Source organism: Paracoccus sp. FO-3 (assembly GCF_006386455.1).
Taxonomy (GTDB): Bacteria; Pseudomonadota; Alphaproteobacteria; order Rhodobacterales; family Rhodobacteraceae; genus Paracoccus; species Paracoccus versutus.
In genome coordinates, this window is the sequence record NZ_VCBQ01000024.1 from 1 (window position 1) to 18,170 (window position 18,170).

Genomic DNA, 18,170 nt, shown 5'->3' on the forward strand with positions numbered 1-18,170 from the left:
GCAAAAGACCTCATGATAGAGATGGAGTGACGAAAGGGAACGGCCCGGCGCGCAGAAGCGCAGGGGCCGTTCCGGCGAAGCGATGCAGCGGGGCCGCGGCCGGATCGCGTGCCGTCGCCCTGCCGCGCCTTCGGCCGCGGCCCGGAAAAGGCGATGCCGTCCCCTGCCAAGTACTTGCCGGACCGGGGGGCGGCCTCGCTTTTCCGGTGATTGCTTTCGGGGGTAGCGAGGCCGACCCTTGGCACAGCCGAGACAGGCTGGTGATCCGTGCGACGCAGACGGGGCCGGCCGGCACCAGGCTTCAGTCCACGGCGTTCTGGAAGCCGCCGATCAGGCGGAGCGATCCGAATGCAGCACCGGCCGCGAGGATGATCAGGGCGGTGGGACCGGACCCTGGCGCAGCCACGGCAGGCCAGCGATCCGCGCGACGCAGGCGGGGCAGGCCGGCACCAGGCTTCAGTCCACGGCGTTCTGGAAGCCGCCGATCAGGCGGCGCAGCCCGAATGCGGCACCGGCGGCGATGGCGATCAGGGTGGTGGGACCGACCCCTGGCGCAGCCGCGGCAGGCTGGCGATCCGCGCGACGCAGGCAGGGTCGGCCGGCGCCAGGTTTCAGTCCACGGCGTTCTGGAAGCCGCCGATCAGGCGGCGCAGCCCGAATGCAGCACCGGCGGCGATGGCGATCAGGGTGACGGGGCCGGACCAGGCCAGGGCCGCGAAGGCCGAGACCCCCTGCCCGACCGAACAGCCCATCGCCACCACGCCGCCCGCGCCCATCAGCGCCGCGCCGCCGACCTGCCGGCCCAGTTCGCGGGGATCCTCGCAGGCCTCCCATTTGAACAGGCCGCGGATCATCGAGCCGATCAGCGCCCCGGCCATGACGCCCACGACCGAGCCCACGGAAAAGGTGATCCCGCCCGCGGTCGAGGTCATCAGGTAGATCAGCGTCCGGCCCACCGGCGCGGTGAACGAGGGCCCCTCGATCTGGACCGCGCCCAGGCTGTGGTCGTAAAGCCAGCTGGTGCCGAAGAAGCACCAGCTGACCGCCAGGCCCGCAGCGGCGCCCCAGGCGATCATCTGCGGCCTTGCCCGCAGCGGCGCATATCCCAGCCCCCAGGCCAGTGCCCCGGCACCGAACAGCGCCACCGTCAGCGGCGCCGGCAGGCCGAGCAGGCCCAGGTCGTGGACGATGCCCTGCGGGCCGCTTGCCTCGGGCTGGGGGAACAGCAGCACGCGCAGCGGCGCCAGCGGCCCGGACAGGACGATGAAGCCGATGATTGCCATCACCACCACCACCACCAGCGAGCGCAGGTCGCCGCTGCCGAAGCGCACCAGCGCGCCGAAGCCGCAATTCCCGGCCATGGCCATGCCATAGCCGAACACCAGCCCGCCGACGATCGAGGCCAGCGGGTTCCAGCGGATGGTGTGGTAGAAGCTGTTCTCCAGCTCGATCCAGCCCACCAGGGCCAGCGCCTGCGTCGTCAGGATGGCCACCCCCAGCACCACGCCCCAAAGCCGCAGCCGCCGGGCGTCCTTGCCATAGACCGCCGATTCCAGCGCGCCGAGCGTGCAGAAGTCCCCAAGCCGTGCGGCAAGTCCCAGCACGATCCCGCCTGCCAGCCCTACCAGGGCGGCGAGCAATCCATAGGGCAGCTCATCCATCGCATCTCTCCCATTCCCGCGGAAATCCGGTTCCGCGGCCTCCCGGCACCGCCCCCGCCTCCCCGCGGGATCAGCAATCCGTCCCGAACAGCTTTTTCAGAACGACAAGCAAGTCAACGACCTTGGGATCGAGGATCGAATAAAAGATCGTCTGCCCGTCGCGCCGCGCGCTGACCAGTCCTTCGTGGCGCAGCCGCGCCAGTTGCTGGCTGACCACGGCCTGGCGCGAGGACAGCAGATTCTCCAGCTCGGTCACGCTTTTCGGGCCGCTCATCAGATAGCACAGGATCATCAGGCGGCCGTCATGGCCAAGCGCTTTCAGAAAGGTCGAGGCATCGTTCGCAGCCTTGATCAGCGCGTCGAAATCGGCTTCCTGTTCCGGTTCCTGCCGGATGTTCTCGATACCGCCCAAGGGCTCATCCCCATTCCCTTCGGTCCCTAAATGCCGGGTAAGCCGGCGCGCGGCAACCCAAACCGGAGGGCTGGGCCAATTTATCGCGGATCGGTGGTGGAATCAGGCTCGGCCTGGCCGATCAGCCGGGCGAGCATGGGCCAGAAGAAGTCCTCGCCCGGATAGCCTTCCAGGCGGCCGAACTCGACCTCGCCGGCCATCAGCACGAAGGTAGGGGTGAAGGTCACGGGCCGCGCCAGCTCGACGCCCGAGGGCAGGGGGTCGCGCATCTGCAGCCGCTGCACCGGCGCGGCCCTGCCCTCGTCGGTCAGCGGATATTGCGGCGCGATCTCGGCGTCCCAGCGCGCGCAATAAAGGCAGCCGGGCTGTTCGAACATCAAGAGCCGCAGCTCTGCCGCCCATGCCGTCCCGGCCGGCCATGCCGCAGCAAGCAGCGCCAGCAGCATGGGCTTGGATAGGGGGATTCCAGAACAGGATTGACGCCATAATTTGAACATAGGAATATTCTAATATAACGCCGGCCGCCGGGCAAGCATCGGCAGCACGGCAAGTTGCGGGGGGTAACGATGCTGGATGTCACCTATGGCGGGGCCGCGCTGGCGGGGCTGCTTTCCTTTCTTTCGCCCTGCATCCTGCCGATGGTGCCGTTCTACCTGTCCTATATGGCGGGGGCGTCGGTGCGCGAATTGCGCGACGGCGGCACGGTGGCGCCGGGCGCGCGCCGGCGGATGGTGCTGCGCGCGCTGGCCTTTGCCCTGGGCGTGACGACGATCTTCCTGCTGCTGGGGCTGGGGGCCACGGCATTGGGCAAGGCCTTCGCGCAATGGAAGGAAACCCTGTCCTGGGTCGCCGCCGGGGTGCTGATCCTGTTCGGCCTGCATTTCCTGGGCGTGCTGCGGATCGGCCTGCTTTACCGCGAGGCGCGGGTGCAGACCGAGGCCAAGCCCTCGACCCTGATCGGCGCCTATGTGATGGGGCTGGCCTTCGGCTTCGGCTGGACGCCCTGCGTGGGGCCGGCACTGGCGGCGATCCTGATGGTGGCCTCGGGCATGGGCGAGTTGTGGCGGGGCGGGCTGCTGCTGGTGGTCTACGGCCTGGCGATGACCCTGCCCTTCGTGCTGGCGGCCTTTTTCGCGGCACCGTTCCTGTCCTGGGTCGCGCGGCACCGCGCGATGATGGGGCATGTGGAAAAGGCGATGGGGGTCATGCTGATCGTCTTCGGCATCCTGATCGCCACCAATTCCGTCAACGCCATCGCCGATTGGATGATTCGCAACTTCGACTGGACAGCCACGCTTACCTGAGAGGAGCCCGACCATGACACCGATCCGCGCCCTGGCCGCCTGCCTGCTGCTGGCGGCAGCACCCGCAGCCGCCGCCGAAATCGGCGACGACGGCCTGCACAAGCCCACCTGGCTGCGCGAGACCTTCAAGGATCTGCGCGAGGATCTGGCCGAGGCCAATGCGCAGGACAAGCGCCTGCTGATCCTGGTCGAGCAGCGCGGCTGCATCTATTGCGCCGAGATGCACGAGAAGGTCTTTCCCGACCCCGAGATCGACGCGCTGATCCGCGACGGCTATTTCGTCGTCCAGATGAACCTGTTCGGCGATGTCGAGGTCACGGATTTCGACGGCACCGCCCTTTCGGAAAAGGACATGGCCGTGCGCTGGGGCGTCATGTTCACGCCGACGATGATCTTCCTTCCCGAGGAAGTGCCGGCCGACAAGACCGCCGCCCAGGCCGCCGTGGCGATGATGCCGGGAGCGTTCGGCAAGGGCACGACCAGCGCCCTGCTGACCTGGGTCCGGGCGCATGGCTATGAAAATGGCGAGCATTTCCAGAAGTTTCTGGCCCGCGAACTGGAACGCAAGGACTGATCCGGCCCCTTCGGACCGGCATACATATAAATATTCAAAAATTGCTATATTTATGTTGTAAGGACCGGCGTCCATTCGCTATCATCAACCCAGGGAGAGCACAGGGAGGACAGCATGAGCAGCCATCTATGGTATGCGTCGGTGGTGGCCATGGCCATCGCGACGCCTGCCATCTGTGAAACGGCACCTAAGGAAGTGGTCTATGTCGAAGGCGCGGTCGAGGCTTCCCTGACCGGCGCCCCAGGCAACCCCGAGGAAGGGGTTCGGGTCATGACCACCAACGCGCTTGGCAACTGCGTGGCCTGCCACCAGATCGGGGCGCTGCCGGACGTCGAGTTTCCGGGCACCATCGCCCCGCCGCTGGACGGCGCCGGCGATCGCTGGACCGAGGCCCAGCTGCGCGGCATCGTCGCCAATGCGAAGATGACCTTCGAGGGCACCTTCATGCCGGCCTTCTACAAGGTGGACGGCTTCGTCCGGCCCGGCGACGGCTTCACCGGCAAGGCCGGGGCCGAGCCGCTGGCCCCCATCCTGAACGCACAGCAGATCGAGGATGTCGTGGCCTTCCTCGTGACGCTGAAGGAATGACGCCTGATCTCTACAGGCCCGACAATCAAGGAGAAAGACATGATCCTTTCAAGACGTGAGGCGCTCTGGATCGGCTTTGGCGGGCTTGCCGCCGCCGCCCTGCCGGGCAAGGCCGTGATGGCGAGCACCGTTGACGAGTTGACCGCGGCCTTCACCGGCGGCGCGGCCGCGGGCGAAGGCGGGATTACCCTGACCGCCCCCGAGATCGCCGAGAACGGCAATACCGTGCCGATCGAGGTCAGCGCCCCCGGCGCGGTGTCGGTCATGCTGCTGGCGGCGGGCAACCCCGAGCCGGCGGTCGCCACCTTCAACTTCGGTCCCGCCGCCGCCGACCAGCGCGCCGCGACCCGCATCCGCTTGGCCCAGACCCAGGACGTGATCGCGCTGGCGAAGATGGGCGACGGTTCGATCGTGAAGGCCCAGACCACCGTCAAAGTCACCATCGGCGGCTGCGGCGGCTGAGTCCAGGAACAGGAGAATTACGATGGCAGATGATGCAAAGCCCCGCGTGAAGGTTCCGAGTTCGGCCAAGGCGGGCGAGAGCGTGACGATCAAGGCGCTGATCTCGCACAAGATGGAATCGGGCCAGCGCAAGGATGCCGAGGGCAAGCTGATCCCGCGCTCGATCATCAACCGCTTCACGTGCGACCTGAACGGGGTGAACGTGGTGGACGTGGCGATCGACCCGGCGGTCTCGACCAACCCCTATTTCGAATTCGACGCCAAGGTCGATGCGGCCGGGGAATTCAAGTTCACCTGGTATGACGACGACGGCTCTGTCTACGAAGACGTGAAGCCGATCTCGGTCGCCTGAGCGCCGCAAACATCCAGATCCAGGGAGGAGACGCGATGCTGCGCTTTACCAAGACAAAAGGCACCTTGGCCGCCACGGCCCTTGGCCTCGCCCTTGCGGGCGCGGCTTTCGCGGACCCGGTCGAGGACGAACTGGTCATCGAAGCCGAGGAGGGCCAGGTCGAGATCGTGACCAAGACCGCACCGCCCGCCTTTCTGGCCGACACGTTCGACGCGATCTATTCCGGCTGGCACTTTCGCGACGACACCACGCGGGATCTGGAGCGGGACGATTTCGACAACCCCGCCATGGTCTTCGTGGACCGCGGCCTCGACAAGTGGAACGCGGCCATGGGCACGGGCGGCGAAAGCTGCGCCAGTTGCCACCAGGGACCGGAATCCATGGCCGGGCTGCGCGCCGTCATGCCTCGGGTCGACGAAAAGACCGGCAAGCTGATGATCATGGAGGATTACGTCAACGCCTGCGTGACCGAGCGCATGGGCCTGGAGAAATGGGGCGTGACCTCGGAGAACATGAAGGACATGCTGTCGCTGATCTCGCTTCAGTCACGCGGCATGGCTGTCAACGTCAAGATCGACGGGCCCGCTGCCCCCTATTGGGAGCATGGCAAGGAGATCTACTATACCCGCTATGGCCAGCTGGAAATGTCCTGCGCGAACTGCCACGAGGACAACAACGGCCTGATGATCCGGGCCGACCACCTGAGCCAGGGCCAGGTGAACGGCTTCCCGACCTACCGGCTCAAGGACTCGGGCATGGTCACGGCACAGCAGCGTTTCGTGGGCTGCGTCCGCGACACCCGCGCCGAGACCTTCAAGGCCGGCTCGGACGACTTCAAGGCGCTGGAGCTTTACGTCGCCTCGCGCGGCAACGGCCTTTCGGTCGAAGGCGTGTCGGTCCGGCACTGAAGCCTTGCGACCGCCGGCCCTGCCGGCGGTCCCCTTCCCTACCAATCGAAAGGGCAATGCTTCGGCGCGCCTTGGCGCGGCGGAAGAGTCTTGTCCGAAACGCACAGGAGTAACCGGGGGATGATTACCCGACGTGAGTTCATTCAGGTCGCCATGGCCACCTCGGCCCTGGTCGGGGCCTCGGGTTTCGGGACATGGTCGCGGGTGTCGGCGCAGCAGGCGCTGACCCAGGACCAGCTGCTGCAGTTCGACGATTTCGGCAATGTGACGTTGATCCATGTGACCGACATCCATGCCCAGTTGAAACCAATCTATTTCCGCGAGCCCGAGATCAACATCGGCGTGGGCGACGCCAAGGGCAAGGTGCCTCATGTCACCGGCGCCGAGTTCCAGAAGATGTTCGGCATCGCGCCCGGATCGGCCGATGCCTATGCGCTCAGCTACCCGGATTTCGAGGCCTTGGCGCGCGGCTACGGCCGGATGGGCGGCATGGACCGCGTCGCGACCGTGGTCAAGGCGATCCGCGCCGCCCGGCCCGACTCGATCCTGCTCGATGGCGGCGACACCTGGCACGGCTCGATGACCTCGTTCCTGACCAAGGGCCAGGACATGGTGAACGTGATGAACGCGCTTGGCGTCGATGCCATGACCAGCCATTGGGAATGGACCTATGGCACCGAGCGGGTCAAGGAGATCGTCGAGACCCAGCTGAAGTTCCCCTTCCTCGGCGCGAACATCTTCGACGTGGAATGGGACGAGCCGGCCTTCGAGCCCTACAAGATCTTCGAGCGCGGCGGCCAGCGCATCGGCGTCATCGGCCAGGCCTTCCCCTACATGCCCATCGCCAACCCGAAATGGATGTTCCCCGAATACAGCTTCGGCATCCGCGAGGAACGGATGCAGCAGGTCGTGGACGAGCTGCGTGCCGAGGGCGTCGACCTGGTCGTGGTCCTGTCGCACAACGGCTTCGACGTCGACAAGAAGATGGGGGGCCGGGTCAAGGGCATCGACGTGATCCTGTCGGGCCATACCCATGACGCCGTCCCCGAGCCGGTCCTGATCGGCGAGACGATCCTGATCGCCACCGGCTCGAACGGGAAATTCGTCAGCCGCGTCGACCTGGACGTGCGCGACGGCAAGATGATGGGCTTCCGCCACAAGCTGATCCCGATCTTCTCGGACGTCATCACGCCCGATGCCGACATGGCCGCCCTGATCGACGCCGAGCGCGCGCCCTTCAAGGCGCAGCTCGAGGAAAAGATCGGCACCACCGAAAGCCTGCTTTACCGCCGCGGCAACTTCAACGGCTCTTGGGACGACCTGATCTGCGACGCCATCCGCACGGAACGCGACGTGCAGATCGCGCTGTCGCCGGGCGTGCGCTGGGGCACCACGCTGCTGCCCGGCGATGCGATCACCCGCGAGGACGTCCACAACGTCACCTCGATGACCTATGGCGCGGTCTACCGCACCGAAATGACCGGCGAGACGCTCAGGACCGTCCTGGAGGACGTCGCCGACAACATCTTCAACACGGACCCCTATTACCAGCAAGGCGGGGACATGGTGCGCGTGGGCGGGCTGGCCTATGCGATCGACGTGTCCAAGCCGATGGGGCAACGGATCGGCGCCATGGCGCTGGCCGACACGGGCGAGGCCATCGAGCCCGCCAAATCCTACACAGTCGCCGGCTGGGCATCGGTCAACGAAGGCACCGAGGGCCCGCAAATCTGGGACGTGGTCGAATCGCATATCCGCAAGATCGGCACCGTCCGCCTGCAACCCAACACCTCGGTCACCGTGACCGGGGTCTGACAATCACGAAGGAGCGTTCGCCCATGAAAGACGAACTCACCAAGGACGGCAAGGACGCCGTCGGCACCTCGCGCCGCGCCTTTCTGCGCGGGGGCGCGGTGGCCGGCGCCAGCCTTGTCACCGGCACGGGCCTGGCCCGCGCGGCCGAAACCCCCGACCCGCTGATTACCGAGATCCAGCCCTGGGCCTCGGAATTCGGCGAGGCGGTCGATGCCAATCCCTACGGCCTGCCGATCCATTTCGAATCGCATGTGAAGCGGCAATATGTCGAATGGCTGACCGAAAGCCCGGTCTCTTCGATCAACTTCACGCCGATCCATGCGCTGGAAGGCACGATCACGCCCCAGGGCTGTGCCTTCGAGCGGCACCATTCCGGCTCCATCGAGCTGAGCAAGCAGGACTACCGGCTGATGATCAACGGGCTGGTGGAAAAGCCGCTGGTCTTCACCTTCGAGGATCTGCTGCGCTTTCCCCGCACCACCACCACCGCCTTCTGCGAATGCGCGGCAAACGGCGGCATGGAATGGGGCGGCGCGCAGCTGGAGGGCTGCCAGTATACCCAGGGCATGATCCACAACATGGAATATGTCGGCGTGCCGCTGTCGGTGCTGCTGGCCGAGGCCGGGGTCAAGCCCGAGGGCAAATGGCTTTACGCCGAGGGGGCGGATGCCTCGTCCAACGGTCGCTCCTTCCCGATGGAAAAGGTGATGGACGACATGATGCTGGCCTTCTTCGCCAATGGCGAGGCGCTGCGCAAGGAACACGGCTATCCCGCCCGCCTGGTCGTGCCGGGCTGGGAAGGCAACATGTGGGTGAAATGGGTCCGCCGCCTGGGGATCTATGACAAGGCGGTGGAAAGCCGCGAGGAGACCTCGAAATACACCGACCTGATGCCGGACGGCCGGGCGCGGAAATGGACCTGGGTGATGGATGCGAAATCGGTCATCACCTCGCCCAGCCCGCAGGTGCCGATCCGCCACGGCAAGGGGCCGCTGGTGATCTCCGGCCTGGCCTGGAGCGGCAACGGCCGCGTCACCCGCGTCGATGTCTCGCTGGACGGCGGCAAGAACTGGACCACGGCGCGGATCACCGGCCAGGCCCTGCCCAAGGCGCTGACCCGCTTCCACCTGGACATCGAATGGGACGGGTCGGAAATGCTGCTGCAATCGCGCGCCGTGGACGAGACCGGCTATGTCCAGCCGACCAAGGATGCCCTGCGCGCCATCCGCGGCCGCAACAACGTCTATCACAACAATGGAATCCAGACCTGGTGGGTCAAGGCCGACGGGGAGGTCGAGAATGTCGAAATCGCTTGAGCTGTTTTTGGGCTCGGTGCTGGCGGCCTCGGTGCTTGCCGGTCCGGCCATGGCGGAAAAGCTGGGACTGGGCCGCGTGGCCCTGCCCGAAGAGATCAGCGCCTGGGACACTGCGGTCCTGCCCGACGGCCAGGGGCTGCGCCCCGGCTCGGGCGATGTCGCCACGGGGGATGCGCTTTTCGCCGACAACTGCGCCTCGTGCCACGGCGACTTCGCCGAGGGGCTGGACAGCTGGCCGGTGCTGGCGGGCGGCGACGGCAGCCTGACCGATCCGCGCCCGGTCAAGACCATCGGCAGCTACTGGCCCTATCTGTCGACGGTCTACGACTATGTCCATCGCTCGATGCCCTTCGGCTCGGCGCAAACCCTGTCGGTGGACGACACCTATGCCATCACCGCCTTCCTGCTTTATTCCAACGGGCTGGTTGAGGACGATTTCGTCCTGACCCACGAGAACTTCACCAAGGTCGTGCTGCCCAATGCCGAGGGCTTCTATCCCGACGACCGCGACCAGAGCGAATATCCGCTGTTCTCGAAAGAGCCCTGCATGACGGATTGCGCGGTCGGGGTCGAGATCACCAAGCGCGCGGTCGATCTGAACGTGACGCCCGAGGATCCCGACGGCCGCCCGGCCGGCAGCATGCCCAACCTGGGCGCAGCTGCCGAACCGGCCGAACCCGCCGCGCCGGTCGAGAAGAAGGCCGAGGCCGCGCCGGCCGAGGCACCGGCGCAAGCCGCGCCCGAGGTCGTGGTCAAGACCGCCGCAGCGGCGCCGGAAACCCCGGCCCCGGCGGAAGCCGCGGCCGCTGCGGACCCGGCGCTGCTGGCCCAGGGCGAAAAGGTGTTCAAGAAATGCGCCGCCTGCCACAAGGTCGGCGACGGCGCCAAGAACAGCACCGGCCCGACGCTGAACGGCATCGTCGGCAGCCCGGCGGGCAAGGTCGAGGGCTTCAAATACTCCAAGCCCCTGCTCGCCATGGCCGCGGACGGGCTGGTCTGGGACGATGCTTCCCTGCACACCTATCTGGAAAGCCCCAAGGGGATGATCAAGGGCGGCAAGATGTCCTTTGCCGGGCTGAAGAAGGAGGACGATCGCGCCGCCGTCATCGCCTATCTCGCCACTTTCGCCAAGTAACCCATGAAACAGCGCAAGCTTCTGCCCGCGCTGTTCCTGGCCGCCGCGACCGGCACCACGCCGGCCGCAGCGGCCGAAATCGGAGACGCGGTCCACGGGGCAGAGCTGTTCGGCAAGGAATGCTCGGTCTGCCACCGGATCGGCAAGGGCGCGCGCCATTCCGTCGGCCCGCGGCTGAACGGCGTCTTCGGCCGCCGCGCCGCCAGCCTGGCCGATTTCAGCTATTCCAAGGCCATGAAGCGCAAGGGCAATGACGGGCTGACCTGGACCCTGGAAACGCTCGACGCCTATATCGAGAACCCCAAGGCGCTGGTGACCGGCACGCGCATGTCCTATCGCGGGCTGGCCGAGCCCCAGGCGCGGGCCGATCTGATGGCCTATATGCGCGACTATTCCGACCGGCCCCAGGACATTCCCGAGGCCGAGCCCACCGCCCGCCGCAACGCGCCGGTGCTGTCCGAAGAGGTGCTGGCCCTGCGCGGGGATCCCGAGTTCGGCGCCTATCTGTCGGCGGAATGCACCACCTGCCACCAGCGCGACGGTTCCGACCAGGGCATCCCCTCGATCGCCAGCTGGCCGCAGGAGGATTTCGTGGTCGCCATGCACGCCTACAAGCAGAAATTGCGGCCGCATCCGGTGATGCAGATGATGGCCGGCAGGCTCAGCGAGGAAGAGATCGCGGCGCTGGCCGCCTTCTTCGCCACGCTCGAATGACCGAAAAGCGGCCGGTTGCCACGCACCGGACCGTTCATCAGGGAGGAGAGAAAGATGATCCTGACGAGACGATCGCTGATCGCGGGCGCCACCGCCGCCACCGGGCTGCTTTATGCGCCCGTCGTCCTGGGACAGGGCAAGCCGAAGGTCGTCGTCATCGGCGGCGGCGCCGGCGGCGGCACGGCGGCCCATTACATGGCCAGAGATTCCCGGGGCGCGCTGGACGTGACCCTGGTCGAGGCCAATCCGGTCTATACGACCTGCTTCTTCTCGAACCTCTATATCGGCGGGTTCCGCGATTTCGAAAGCCTTCAGCACGGCTATGACAAGCTGTCCGCCGCCGGGGTCGCCGTCGTCAACGACACGGCCGTCGGGGTGGATCGCGCGGCGCGGACGGTCACGCTGGCGGGCGGGCAGGTGCTGCCCTATGACCGGCTGGTGCTGTCGCCCGGCATCGAGTTCAAGGAGGATTCGGTCCCCGGCTGGTCGCTCGAGGCGGCCGAAATCATGCCCCATGCCTACAAGGCCGGGCCGCAGACCCAGCTGCTCAGGCGCATGATCGAGTCGATGCCCCAGGGCGGCGTCTTCGCCATGGTCGCGCCCCCCAACCCCTATCGCTGCCCGCCCGGCCCCTATGAGCGGATCAGCATGGTCGCGCATCTGCTCAAGCAGGGCAATCCGACCGCCAAGATCATCATCCTGGACCCCAAGGAAAAATTCTCCAAGCAGACGCTGTTCGAGGAGGGCTGGGGGAAATATTACAACGGCATGGTCGAATGGATCAGCCCCGAATTCGGCGGCGCCAGCGTCGAGGTGCGCCCCGACAGCATGGAGGTGCTGGTCGAGGGCACGGCGCAAAAGGTCGATTGCTGCAACGTGATCCCGGCCCAGAGCGCCGGCCGGATCGCCGCCATCGCCGGGCTGACGGACGAGAGCGGCTGGGCCCCGGTGCATCCCGACAGCATGAAGTCGCGGATGGACGAGAATGTCTGGATCCTGGGCGATTCCAGCGCCCAGGGCGACATGCCGAAATCCGCCTTCTCGGCCAACAGCCAGGCCAAGGTCGCCGCCATGGCGATCCGCGGCGAGCTGACCGGCTCGCGGGTGTTCCCGGCCAAGTATTCCAACACCTGCTGGTCGCTGCTGGCCCCCGATGACGGCATAAAGCTGGGCGCGTCCTACCAGCCGAACGGCGACCGGATCGCCAGCGTCGAGAACTTCATCAGCAACACCGGCGAGGATGCCGCGCTGCGCAAGCTGACCTATGAGGAAAGCCTCGGCTGGTATGCGGGCATCACCGCCGACATCTTCGGCTGAACCGGAAGGACGAACCCATGCAACTGAGCCGCCGCCATTTCCTTGCGGCCTCGGCCGCCGCCCTGGCCCTGCCCTACAGGCGGGCCTGGGCCGCCACCACCCTGACCATGGGTCCGGTGCGCATCGACAGCCTGTCGGACGGGCATCTGGAACTGCCGCTGGACTTCACCTTCGCCGGCCTGCCCGAGGCCGAGGTCTCGGCCCTCATGGCCCGGCACGGGCTGGCGGCGGGCGCGCTGACGCCGCCCTGCAACCTGACGCTGCTGCGCGACGGCACCAACACGGTGCTGTTCGACCTGGGATCGGGCCCGGACTTCATGCCGACCGCCGGCAAGGTGATCGAGGCGCTGGAGGCGCTGGGGCTGGCGCCCGAGGACGTGACCCATGTGCTGATCACCCATGGCCATCCCGATCACCTCTGGGGCCTGCTGGACGAATTCGACGAGCCGGTCTTTGCCCAGGCCGAATACATGATCGGCCAGGCCGAGTTCGATTATTGGATGGACCCCGCCACCGTCGACAGCATCGGCGAGGAGCGCGCCAGCTTTGCCATCGGCGCCTCGCGCCGGCTGGAGGTGGTGGCCGACAGCATCCGCAAGCTGGCGGACGGCGAACAGGCCCTGCCCGGCATCACCGCGCGTCTGACCCCCGGCCATACCCCCGGCCACCTGGCCTATGAGATCGCGACGCCCGAGGGCGCGCTGATGGTCGTGGGCGATGCGATCGGCAACCACCACATCGCCTTCGAGCGCCCCGACTGGCCCTCGCCCTCGGACCAGGATCCGCCGCTGGCCGCCGCCACCCGCATTGCGCTGCTGGAACGGCTGGCGGCGGATGCCATGCCCTTCATCGGCTACCACCTGCCGCAAGGCGGGCTCGGCCGGGTCGAGAAGGCGGAAACCGGCTATCGCTTCACGGGAGAGATCTGATGCGCAGACTGATGCTTTGCCTGGTCGCCGCGCCCGCCTTCGCCTCCGAGGACATCCCCGACCAATACCCGCAATCGGTCCTGTATTCGAAGCCGGTCGAGGTGATCCCGAACGTCTTTTCGGCCATCGGCGCCACCGCGCCGCCGACCTATGACAATGCCGGGCACAACAACAACCTCAGCTTCATCGTGACCGACGAGGGCGTGGTAGTGGTGAACTCGGGCGCGTCGTGGCAGCTGGCCGAGGCGCTGCACGCGGAAATCCGCGCCGTCACCGACCAACCGGTCAAGCTGGTCATCAACGAAAACGGCCAGGGCCACGCCATGCTGGGCAACGGCTACTGGGCGGCGCAGGGCGTGCCGATCCTGGCGCATGAAGAGGCCGCCGCCGAATTCGCCGACGGCGCGCCGCAGGATCTGGCCGGCCTGCAGAACTATGCCCGCGAAAGGGCCGAGGGCACGGTCATCGCCCATCCGACCGAGACCTTCACCGACCGCAAGGACATCACCATGGGCGGCGTCGCCATCGAGGTGCTGCACCTGGGGCCCGCGCATTCGCCCGGCGACACCCAGGTCTGGATCCCGCAATGGTCGATGATGATCGCCGGCGACATCGCCTTTCACGAGCGCATGCCGCCGATCTTCGAGGGCACCTGCACCTCGTGCTGGATCGAGACATGGGAGACGAAATTCGCGCCGCTGGCCCCGGCCCATGTCATTCCCGGCCATGGCCATCCGACCAACCTGGCGCAGGTGACGCGCTATACCCGCGACTACCTGGCCGATCTGCGCGAAAAGATCGGCGCGCATATCGAAGAGGGCGGCGACCTGGGCGGCGCCTATTACGTCGACCAGTCGCGCTGGTCGCGGCTCGATACGTTCGAGGAACTGGCGACCAAGAATGCCGGCGTGGTCTTTGCCGAGATGGAGTTCGAATAAGGCTGCGGCCGGGCGGGCGCCTGCCCTGCCCGGCCGCTCCGGCCCGCCGGGTTACATCCCGTGCATCTTGGCCTTGTCCAGCTTGTAGCTCCAGGGCAGGCCCGCGTTCTTCCAGCCGTTGACGCTGCGGGTTCCGGCCAGCGGCCCGTCCTTGGCAAGGTCGCCCTCGAACCCGTCCGTCACCGACCAGACATTGCCGAAGCCCGCCTTGGCCAGTTCGTTGGCCGCCTTGGCGCTACGGTCGCCCGACCGGCAGATCAGGACGATGGCCGCATCCTGGCCAAGGCCCTTGGCCCCCAGGCGGGCCCGGACCTCGTCGATGAAGCCGGGATTGCTTTCCATCTTGAAGGTCGAGCGCTTGTCGTCCCAGGCGGGCGATGCGGGCTGGATCATGTGGGGCACGTTGGCATCCGCGACGGTCGCCATGCCGACAAAGGCCACCTCGCCGGGCGAGCGCACATCCAGAAACAGCACCTCCTGCGGGGACTGCACGACCTTTTCATAGGCCTCGGCCGCGGTCAGATACAGCTTCTGCACCGTCTGCTTGTTTTCGGGCAAGGCCGCCGCATCGCTCGCCCAGGCCGGAGCCAGGGGCGACAGCGCCGACAATGCCAGGCCAAAAAGAATGGCACGCATGTGAAATCCTCTCCTGCTTATATAGCAAGATACGAATATACGACTTGAGCGATATAACGAAGCGATTTCATGCGTCCGTGCCGGCATTTTTCCGGCCCCTGCCTTTTCCCGCCCCCGGCCGGTCAGGCCGTCGCCCGATGCGCGGATTGGTCCACCAGCCAGTCGGTGATGACGGCGCCGATCCACATGCACAACAGCGCAAGCCAGGCCGTCGCCACGAAGATCGAGCCGCCCGAGACGCCGGCGCCGATGGCGCAGCCCCCGGCCAGCATGGCGCCGAAGCCCATCAGCGCCGCCCCCAACATCGAGCGCCGCATCTGCCCCTCGCCCTCGAAGCCCTGGAACTTCAGCCGCCGCTTCAGCGCCGCCGACAGGAAGGCGCCGACAAAGACGCCCGGCACCAGGCCGATGTCGAAATCCAGGATCGGGCTTTCGGTCAGAAAGAACATCAGCGTGCTGGCGGAAGGCCCGGAAAAGGTGGCCGAGGTCACGCTGACCGGATCGAAGGCCTGCTGCGACAGCGAAAAGGTCAGCACCCAGCCAAGCGCCACCGCAAAGCCCACGCCCGAGGCAAAGACCAGCACCGGCAGGCCGATCCGGTTCGCCCGCGCCAGCCAAAGCGCCAGCACGGCACAGCCGATGCCGACCAGGATGGCGCCGGATTCGCGCAGCGGCAGCGCTGTCAGCAGGCTGACATTGCGCCCGCCCGGCGTGGTCCACAGCCCCGCCAGCTCTTGCCGCAAGGGGGCCAGCCAGCCATGCAGCGCCATCTGCGCCACCACCGCGAAGATCAGCCCCGACACGACCGAGCGCAGGTTCCCCGTCGCCGCCAGCACCAGAAGCCGCCCCGAACAGCCGCGCGCCAGCACCATGCCGGCGCCGAACATCAGCCCGCCGATCACCGCGCCCGACCAACTGCCGGTGACGGCCATCATCCGCGCCTCCTCGGCGCGGAACAGGCCCAGAAGCCCTGCCCCCTGGACCCAGATCACCGCGGTCGAAAAGGTCAGCAGCCAGACCGCGACCTTGGGCCCCAGGCTGCCACGAGCGAATTCCACCGTGGCCGCGCGCAGGCAAAAGGACGACCGTTCCGCGGAAAAGCCAAAGACGGCCCCGACCAGCAAACCGAAGATCGCGGCCAGTTGCGGCTCGGGAACATGCTCAAGCAGAAAGTCGAGATCCATGGCAGCCATCCTTTTCGACATATGGCCCCGGCCGCCCCGACCGCGCCTTGACATGGATCATATCCGGGCCAAAGCCCAGGCATCAACGCGGCACGCGGCCGCCCCGCCCGGAATTGCCGGTCGCCTGCGATAAAAACGCCAATGATCCGGCGGATTCCAGGACAACCGGCCGGCAAGGTTTCTGGAAGCCAAGCGATGAAGATCGCATAATCGGTGCGCCCATCGGCGCAAATCGACCAGGCAAAACGCTGGAATGAAAAGGCGATCTCCTGCGGCCCCAGCGACGCAAAACCCGATGATCGCCGGGATTAAGATCGCACGCCGCGCATGGCCATCGGGCGGCTTGAAATGCTGCCGGCGTCGCCAATGGGCGATTGAAAAACCGCGGCGCTGGATCTTGATATTCCGACCGCCCGGCGGTTATTTTCGAGCGATCAGCGCGGCGCCTTCGCCGGCCGCCGGTTTCCGGCGTGAATGCGGCAGCGGCGCCAATCGCCTATCGAAAGGAACTGCAAATGACCGAGATCGATCTGAACGCCATGTCCCTGGCCGAGCTGAAACAGCTGCGCAAGGATGTCGAAAGGGCCATCACCGGTTTCGAGGCCCGCCGCAAGGCCGAAGCCCGCGCCAAGGCCGAGGAAGCCGCGAAACAATTCGGCTTTTCCCTGACGCAATTGATCGAGACGGCGGCGCAGCGTCCCGCGGCCGCGCCGAAATATGTCCACCCCGAGAATCCCGATCTGACCTGGAGCGGGCGCGGCCGCAAACCCCGCTGGATCGCCGAAGGATTGGCCGCCGGCAAGGCGCTGGAAGATTTCGCCATCTGAACGGCATTGCCCCCGGCAGATCGAATGCAGGGGCCTTGTCCCGGCTAGACCTTTTCGCCCGCCCGGTCGAAACGGGCCTGGGCATCATGGATCGCGTCGATATTCGCCATCGCCCATTCCGCCAGCGCGCAGACCGGCTTGCGCAGCGAACGGCCAAGCTCGGTCAATTCGTAATCCACGCGCGGCGGAATGCTGGGCGTCACCGTGCGCGACACCAGCCCGTCGCGCTCCAGCCCGCGCAGGGTCAGCGTCAGCATGCGCTGGGAAATGCTGGGGATCTCGCGGCGCAATTCGCTGAACCGCCGCGGCCCCTCGGCCAGGACCGAAACGATCAGCAGGCTCCATTTGTCGCCGATCCGCTGCAGGACGGCGGCAAAGGCCCGGCAACCGAAACTGTTGGGGTCATGCATCTGGTTTCTCCGGTTTCCTTGCCGTGACCGGGTCACAGCCATGTAACTGCGGCACAGGATTGTGCCTTCTTGCGGGGGTCTTCCCGATGGTTATCTAAGCGGCCTCAGTATAAATTCCATACCTAGGAGACAAAAGTGACCATCCTGCATATCGACAGCAGCATCACCGGCGACAACAGCGTCAGCCGCATCGTCAGCCAGGCGATCATCGACCGGCTGGCCGAGGCCCGGCCCGGCGTCCCCGTCATCCGCCGCGACCTGGCCGGCGCGCCGCTGCCGCATCTGACGCTGGATGCGCTGGCCGACAGCGCGGTTCTGGACGAGTTCCTGGCCGCCGAGACGGTGGTGATCGGCGCGCCGATGTATAACTTCACCCTGCCGAGCCAGCTCAAGGCCTGGATCGACCGCATCGTCGTCGCCGGCAAGACCTTCCGCTATACCGCCGAGGGGCCGGAGGGGCTGGCCGGCGGCAAGCGCGTGATCATCGCCCTGGCGCGCGGCGGCTTTTACAGCGACGACGCGCGGGTGGCGCTGGAGCATCTGGAAAGCTACCTGCGCTCGGTCTTTGCCTTCATCGGCATCGAGGCCGAATTCGTGATGGCCGACGGCGTGAGCATCGGCCCAGAACAGCGCCAGGCCGCCATCGACCAGGCGCTTGGCCAGACCCGGCAGCTTGCCGCATGAACCC

Annotated in this window: 21 protein-coding genes; 15 read left to right on the forward strand and 6 right to left on the reverse strand. The window is 66.6% G+C overall.

Annotation, left to right across the window (positions count from 1 at the left end; all coding sequences use genetic code 11):
• Positions 1-611: 611 nt before the first annotated feature.
• The 3 genes from FE811_RS08860 to FE811_RS08870 form a co-directional block, all read right to left on the reverse strand.
• Entirely contained in the window at positions 612-1,661 is a 1,050-nt protein-coding gene (locus FE811_RS08860) for a YeeE/YedE family protein (protein WP_116220768.1), read from the reverse strand.
• A gap of 70 nt (positions 1,662-1,731) precedes the next feature.
• Entirely contained in the window at positions 1,732-2,055 is a 324-nt protein-coding gene (locus FE811_RS08865) for a helix-turn-helix transcriptional regulator (RefSeq protein WP_243700249.1), read from the reverse strand.
• 98 nt (positions 2,056-2,153) lie between these two features.
• Positions 2,154-2,519: a thioredoxin family protein gene (locus FE811_RS08870; RefSeq protein WP_240540516.1), complete on the reverse strand. Its 366-nt coding sequence runs from the start codon at positions 2,517-2,519 to the stop codon at positions 2,154-2,156.
• Between the two features lie 120 nt (positions 2,520-2,639).
• Here FE811_RS08870 and FE811_RS08875 point away from each other — a divergent pair, with 120 nt between their 5' ends.
• The 13 genes from FE811_RS08875 to FE811_RS08935 all read left to right on the forward strand — a co-directional run bounded on the left by FE811_RS08875 (position 2,640) and on the right by FE811_RS08935 (position 14,425).
• Positions 2,640-3,377, forward strand: a complete 738-nt coding sequence (locus FE811_RS08875; RefSeq protein WP_036757789.1) for a cytochrome c biogenesis CcdA family protein — start codon at positions 2,640-2,642, stop codon at positions 3,375-3,377.
• A 13-nt stretch (positions 3,378-3,390) separates the two neighbouring features.
• Positions 3,391-3,951 carry a thioredoxin family protein gene (locus tag FE811_RS08880; RefSeq protein WP_114535896.1) on the forward strand — a complete coding sequence of 187 codons (561 nt, stop codon included), beginning with the start codon at positions 3,391-3,393 and terminating at the stop codon, positions 3,949-3,951.
• A 114-nt stretch (positions 3,952-4,065) separates the two neighbouring features.
• Complete coding sequence (soxX, locus tag FE811_RS08885; RefSeq protein WP_036757787.1) at positions 4,066-4,539, forward strand: sulfur oxidation c-type cytochrome SoxX; 474 nt, start codon at positions 4,066-4,068, stop codon at positions 4,537-4,539.
• 39 nt (positions 4,540-4,578) lie between these two features.
• On the forward strand, positions 4,579-5,001 hold the full coding sequence (gene soxY / locus FE811_RS08890; protein WP_036757785.1) for a thiosulfate oxidation carrier protein SoxY: 423 nt from the start codon (positions 4,579-4,581) through the stop codon (positions 4,999-5,001).
• A 22-nt stretch (positions 5,002-5,023) separates the two neighbouring features.
• Positions 5,024-5,353, forward strand: a complete 330-nt coding sequence (gene soxZ, locus FE811_RS08895) for a thiosulfate oxidation carrier complex protein SoxZ (protein ID WP_036757783.1) — start codon at positions 5,024-5,026, stop codon at positions 5,351-5,353.
• Positions 5,354-5,388: 35 nt separating this feature from the next.
• On the forward strand, positions 5,389-6,261 hold the full coding sequence (gene soxA / locus FE811_RS08900) for a sulfur oxidation c-type cytochrome SoxA (RefSeq protein WP_116220767.1): 873 nt from the start codon (positions 5,389-5,391) through the stop codon (positions 6,259-6,261).
• A 120-nt stretch (positions 6,262-6,381) separates the two neighbouring features.
• Positions 6,382-8,076 (forward strand): thiosulfohydrolase SoxB, encoded by a 1,695-nt coding sequence (soxB, locus tag FE811_RS08905; RefSeq protein WP_116220766.1) that lies wholly within the window; start codon positions 6,382-6,384, stop codon positions 8,074-8,076.
• Positions 8,077-8,099: 23 nt separating this feature from the next.
• The gene (soxC, locus tag FE811_RS08910; protein ID WP_036757778.1) at positions 8,100-9,392 is read left to right on the forward strand and encodes a sulfite dehydrogenase; all 1,293 of its coding nucleotides are present in this window, start codon (positions 8,100-8,102) and stop codon (positions 9,390-9,392) included.
• Positions 9,376-10,527: a c-type cytochrome gene (locus FE811_RS08915; RefSeq protein WP_116220765.1), complete on the forward strand. Its 1,152-nt coding sequence runs from the start codon at positions 9,376-9,378 to the stop codon at positions 10,525-10,527. The genes soxC and FE811_RS08915 overlap by 17 nt, the downstream gene beginning before the upstream one ends.
• A gap of 3 nt (positions 10,528-10,530) precedes the next feature.
• Positions 10,531-11,241 (forward strand): c-type cytochrome, encoded by a 711-nt coding sequence (locus FE811_RS08920; protein ID WP_116220764.1) that lies wholly within the window; start codon positions 10,531-10,533, stop codon positions 11,239-11,241.
• Between the two features lie 54 nt (positions 11,242-11,295).
• Entirely contained in the window at positions 11,296-12,558 is a 1,263-nt protein-coding gene (locus tag FE811_RS08925) for an NAD(P)/FAD-dependent oxidoreductase (RefSeq protein WP_116220763.1), read from the forward strand.
• Positions 12,559-12,575: 17 nt separating this feature from the next.
• The gene (locus tag FE811_RS08930; RefSeq protein WP_116220762.1) at positions 12,576-13,487 is read left to right on the forward strand and encodes an MBL fold metallo-hydrolase; all 912 of its coding nucleotides are present in this window, start codon (positions 12,576-12,578) and stop codon (positions 13,485-13,487) included.
• Entirely contained in the window at positions 13,487-14,425 is a 939-nt protein-coding gene (locus FE811_RS08935; RefSeq protein WP_036757768.1) for an MBL fold metallo-hydrolase, read from the forward strand. Before FE811_RS08930 ends, FE811_RS08935 begins: the two co-directional genes overlap by 1 nt.
• Before the next feature lie 51 nt (positions 14,426-14,476).
• Here FE811_RS08935 and FE811_RS08940 read toward each other — a convergent pair whose 3' ends face one another.
• Positions 14,477-15,061, reverse strand: coding sequence for a rhodanese-like domain-containing protein (locus FE811_RS08940; RefSeq protein WP_072464274.1), 585 nt, complete (start codon positions 15,059-15,061; stop codon positions 14,477-14,479).
• Positions 15,062-15,183: 122 nt separating this feature from the next.
• Positions 15,184-16,245: a YeeE/YedE family protein gene (locus FE811_RS08945; RefSeq protein ID WP_114535903.1), complete on the reverse strand. Its 1,062-nt coding sequence runs from the start codon at positions 16,243-16,245 to the stop codon at positions 15,184-15,186.
• Between the two features lie 515 nt (positions 16,246-16,760).
• On the opposite strand from FE811_RS08945, the gene FE811_RS08950 reads away from it, so the two are divergent.
• Positions 16,761-17,072, forward strand: a complete 312-nt coding sequence (locus FE811_RS08950) for an H-NS family nucleoid-associated regulatory protein (RefSeq protein ID WP_114535902.1) — start codon at positions 16,761-16,763, stop codon at positions 17,070-17,072.
• A gap of 44 nt (positions 17,073-17,116) precedes the next feature.
• Here the strand turns inward: FE811_RS08950 and FE811_RS08955 are convergent, their stop codons facing one another.
• A complete protein-coding gene (locus FE811_RS08955; RefSeq protein ID WP_036757763.1) occupies positions 17,117-17,482 on the reverse strand; it encodes a helix-turn-helix domain-containing protein in 366 nt (121 codons plus the stop codon).
• A gap of 135 nt (positions 17,483-17,617) precedes the next feature.
• Here FE811_RS08955 and FE811_RS08960 point away from each other — a divergent pair, with 135 nt between their 5' ends.
• On the forward strand, positions 17,618-18,166 hold the full coding sequence (locus FE811_RS08960; protein ID WP_036757762.1) for an FMN-dependent NADH-azoreductase: 549 nt from the start codon (positions 17,618-17,620) through the stop codon (positions 18,164-18,166).
• Positions 18,167-18,170 lie beyond the last annotated feature (4 nt).

Excerpts from the sequence above, each read along its gene's own strand:
- FE811_RS08860 (WP_116220768.1), bottom strand. The coding sequence starts at position 1,661 with ATGGATGAGCTGCCCTATGGATTGCTCGCCGCCCTGGTAGGGCTGGCA.
- FE811_RS08870 (WP_240540516.1), bottom strand. The coding sequence starts at position 2,519 with ATGCTGCTGGCGCTGCTTGCTGCGGCATGGCCGGCCGGGACGGCATGG.
- FE811_RS08875 (WP_036757789.1), top strand. The coding sequence starts at position 2,640 with ATGCTGGATGTCACCTATGGCGGGGCCGCGCTGGCGGGGCTGCTTTCC.
- FE811_RS08880 (WP_114535896.1), top strand. The coding sequence starts at position 3,391 with ATGACACCGATCCGCGCCCTGGCCGCCTGCCTGCTGCTGGCGGCAGCA.
- soxX (WP_036757787.1), top strand. The coding sequence starts at position 4,066 with ATGAGCAGCCATCTATGGTATGCGTCGGTGGTGGCCATGGCCATCGCG.
- soxY (WP_036757785.1), top strand. The coding sequence starts at position 4,579 with ATGATCCTTTCAAGACGTGAGGCGCTCTGGATCGGCTTTGGCGGGCTT.
- soxZ (WP_036757783.1), top strand. The coding sequence starts at position 5,024 with ATGGCAGATGATGCAAAGCCCCGCGTGAAGGTTCCGAGTTCGGCCAAG.
- soxA (WP_116220767.1), top strand. The coding sequence starts at position 5,389 with ATGCTGCGCTTTACCAAGACAAAAGGCACCTTGGCCGCCACGGCCCTT.
- soxB (WP_116220766.1), top strand. The coding sequence starts at position 6,382 with ATGATTACCCGACGTGAGTTCATTCAGGTCGCCATGGCCACCTCGGCC.
- soxC (WP_036757778.1), top strand. The coding sequence starts at position 8,100 with ATGAAAGACGAACTCACCAAGGACGGCAAGGACGCCGTCGGCACCTCG.
- FE811_RS08915 (WP_116220765.1), top strand. The coding sequence starts at position 9,376 with ATGTCGAAATCGCTTGAGCTGTTTTTGGGCTCGGTGCTGGCGGCCTCG.
- FE811_RS08920 (WP_116220764.1), top strand. The coding sequence starts at position 10,531 with ATGAAACAGCGCAAGCTTCTGCCCGCGCTGTTCCTGGCCGCCGCGACC.
- FE811_RS08925 (WP_116220763.1), top strand. The coding sequence starts at position 11,296 with ATGATCCTGACGAGACGATCGCTGATCGCGGGCGCCACCGCCGCCACC.
- FE811_RS08930 (WP_116220762.1), top strand. The coding sequence starts at position 12,576 with ATGCAACTGAGCCGCCGCCATTTCCTTGCGGCCTCGGCCGCCGCCCTG.
- FE811_RS08935 (WP_036757768.1), top strand. The coding sequence starts at position 13,487 with ATGCGCAGACTGATGCTTTGCCTGGTCGCCGCGCCCGCCTTCGCCTCC.
- FE811_RS08940 (WP_072464274.1), bottom strand. The coding sequence starts at position 15,061 with ATGCGTGCCATTCTTTTTGGCCTGGCATTGTCGGCGCTGTCGCCCCTG.
- FE811_RS08945 (WP_114535903.1), bottom strand. The coding sequence starts at position 16,245 with ATGGATCTCGACTTTCTGCTTGAGCATGTTCCCGAGCCGCAACTGGCC.
- FE811_RS08950 (WP_114535902.1), top strand. The coding sequence starts at position 16,761 with ATGACCGAGATCGATCTGAACGCCATGTCCCTGGCCGAGCTGAAACAG.
- FE811_RS08955 (WP_036757763.1), bottom strand. The coding sequence starts at position 17,482 with ATGCATGACCCCAACAGTTTCGGTTGCCGGGCCTTTGCCGCCGTCCTG.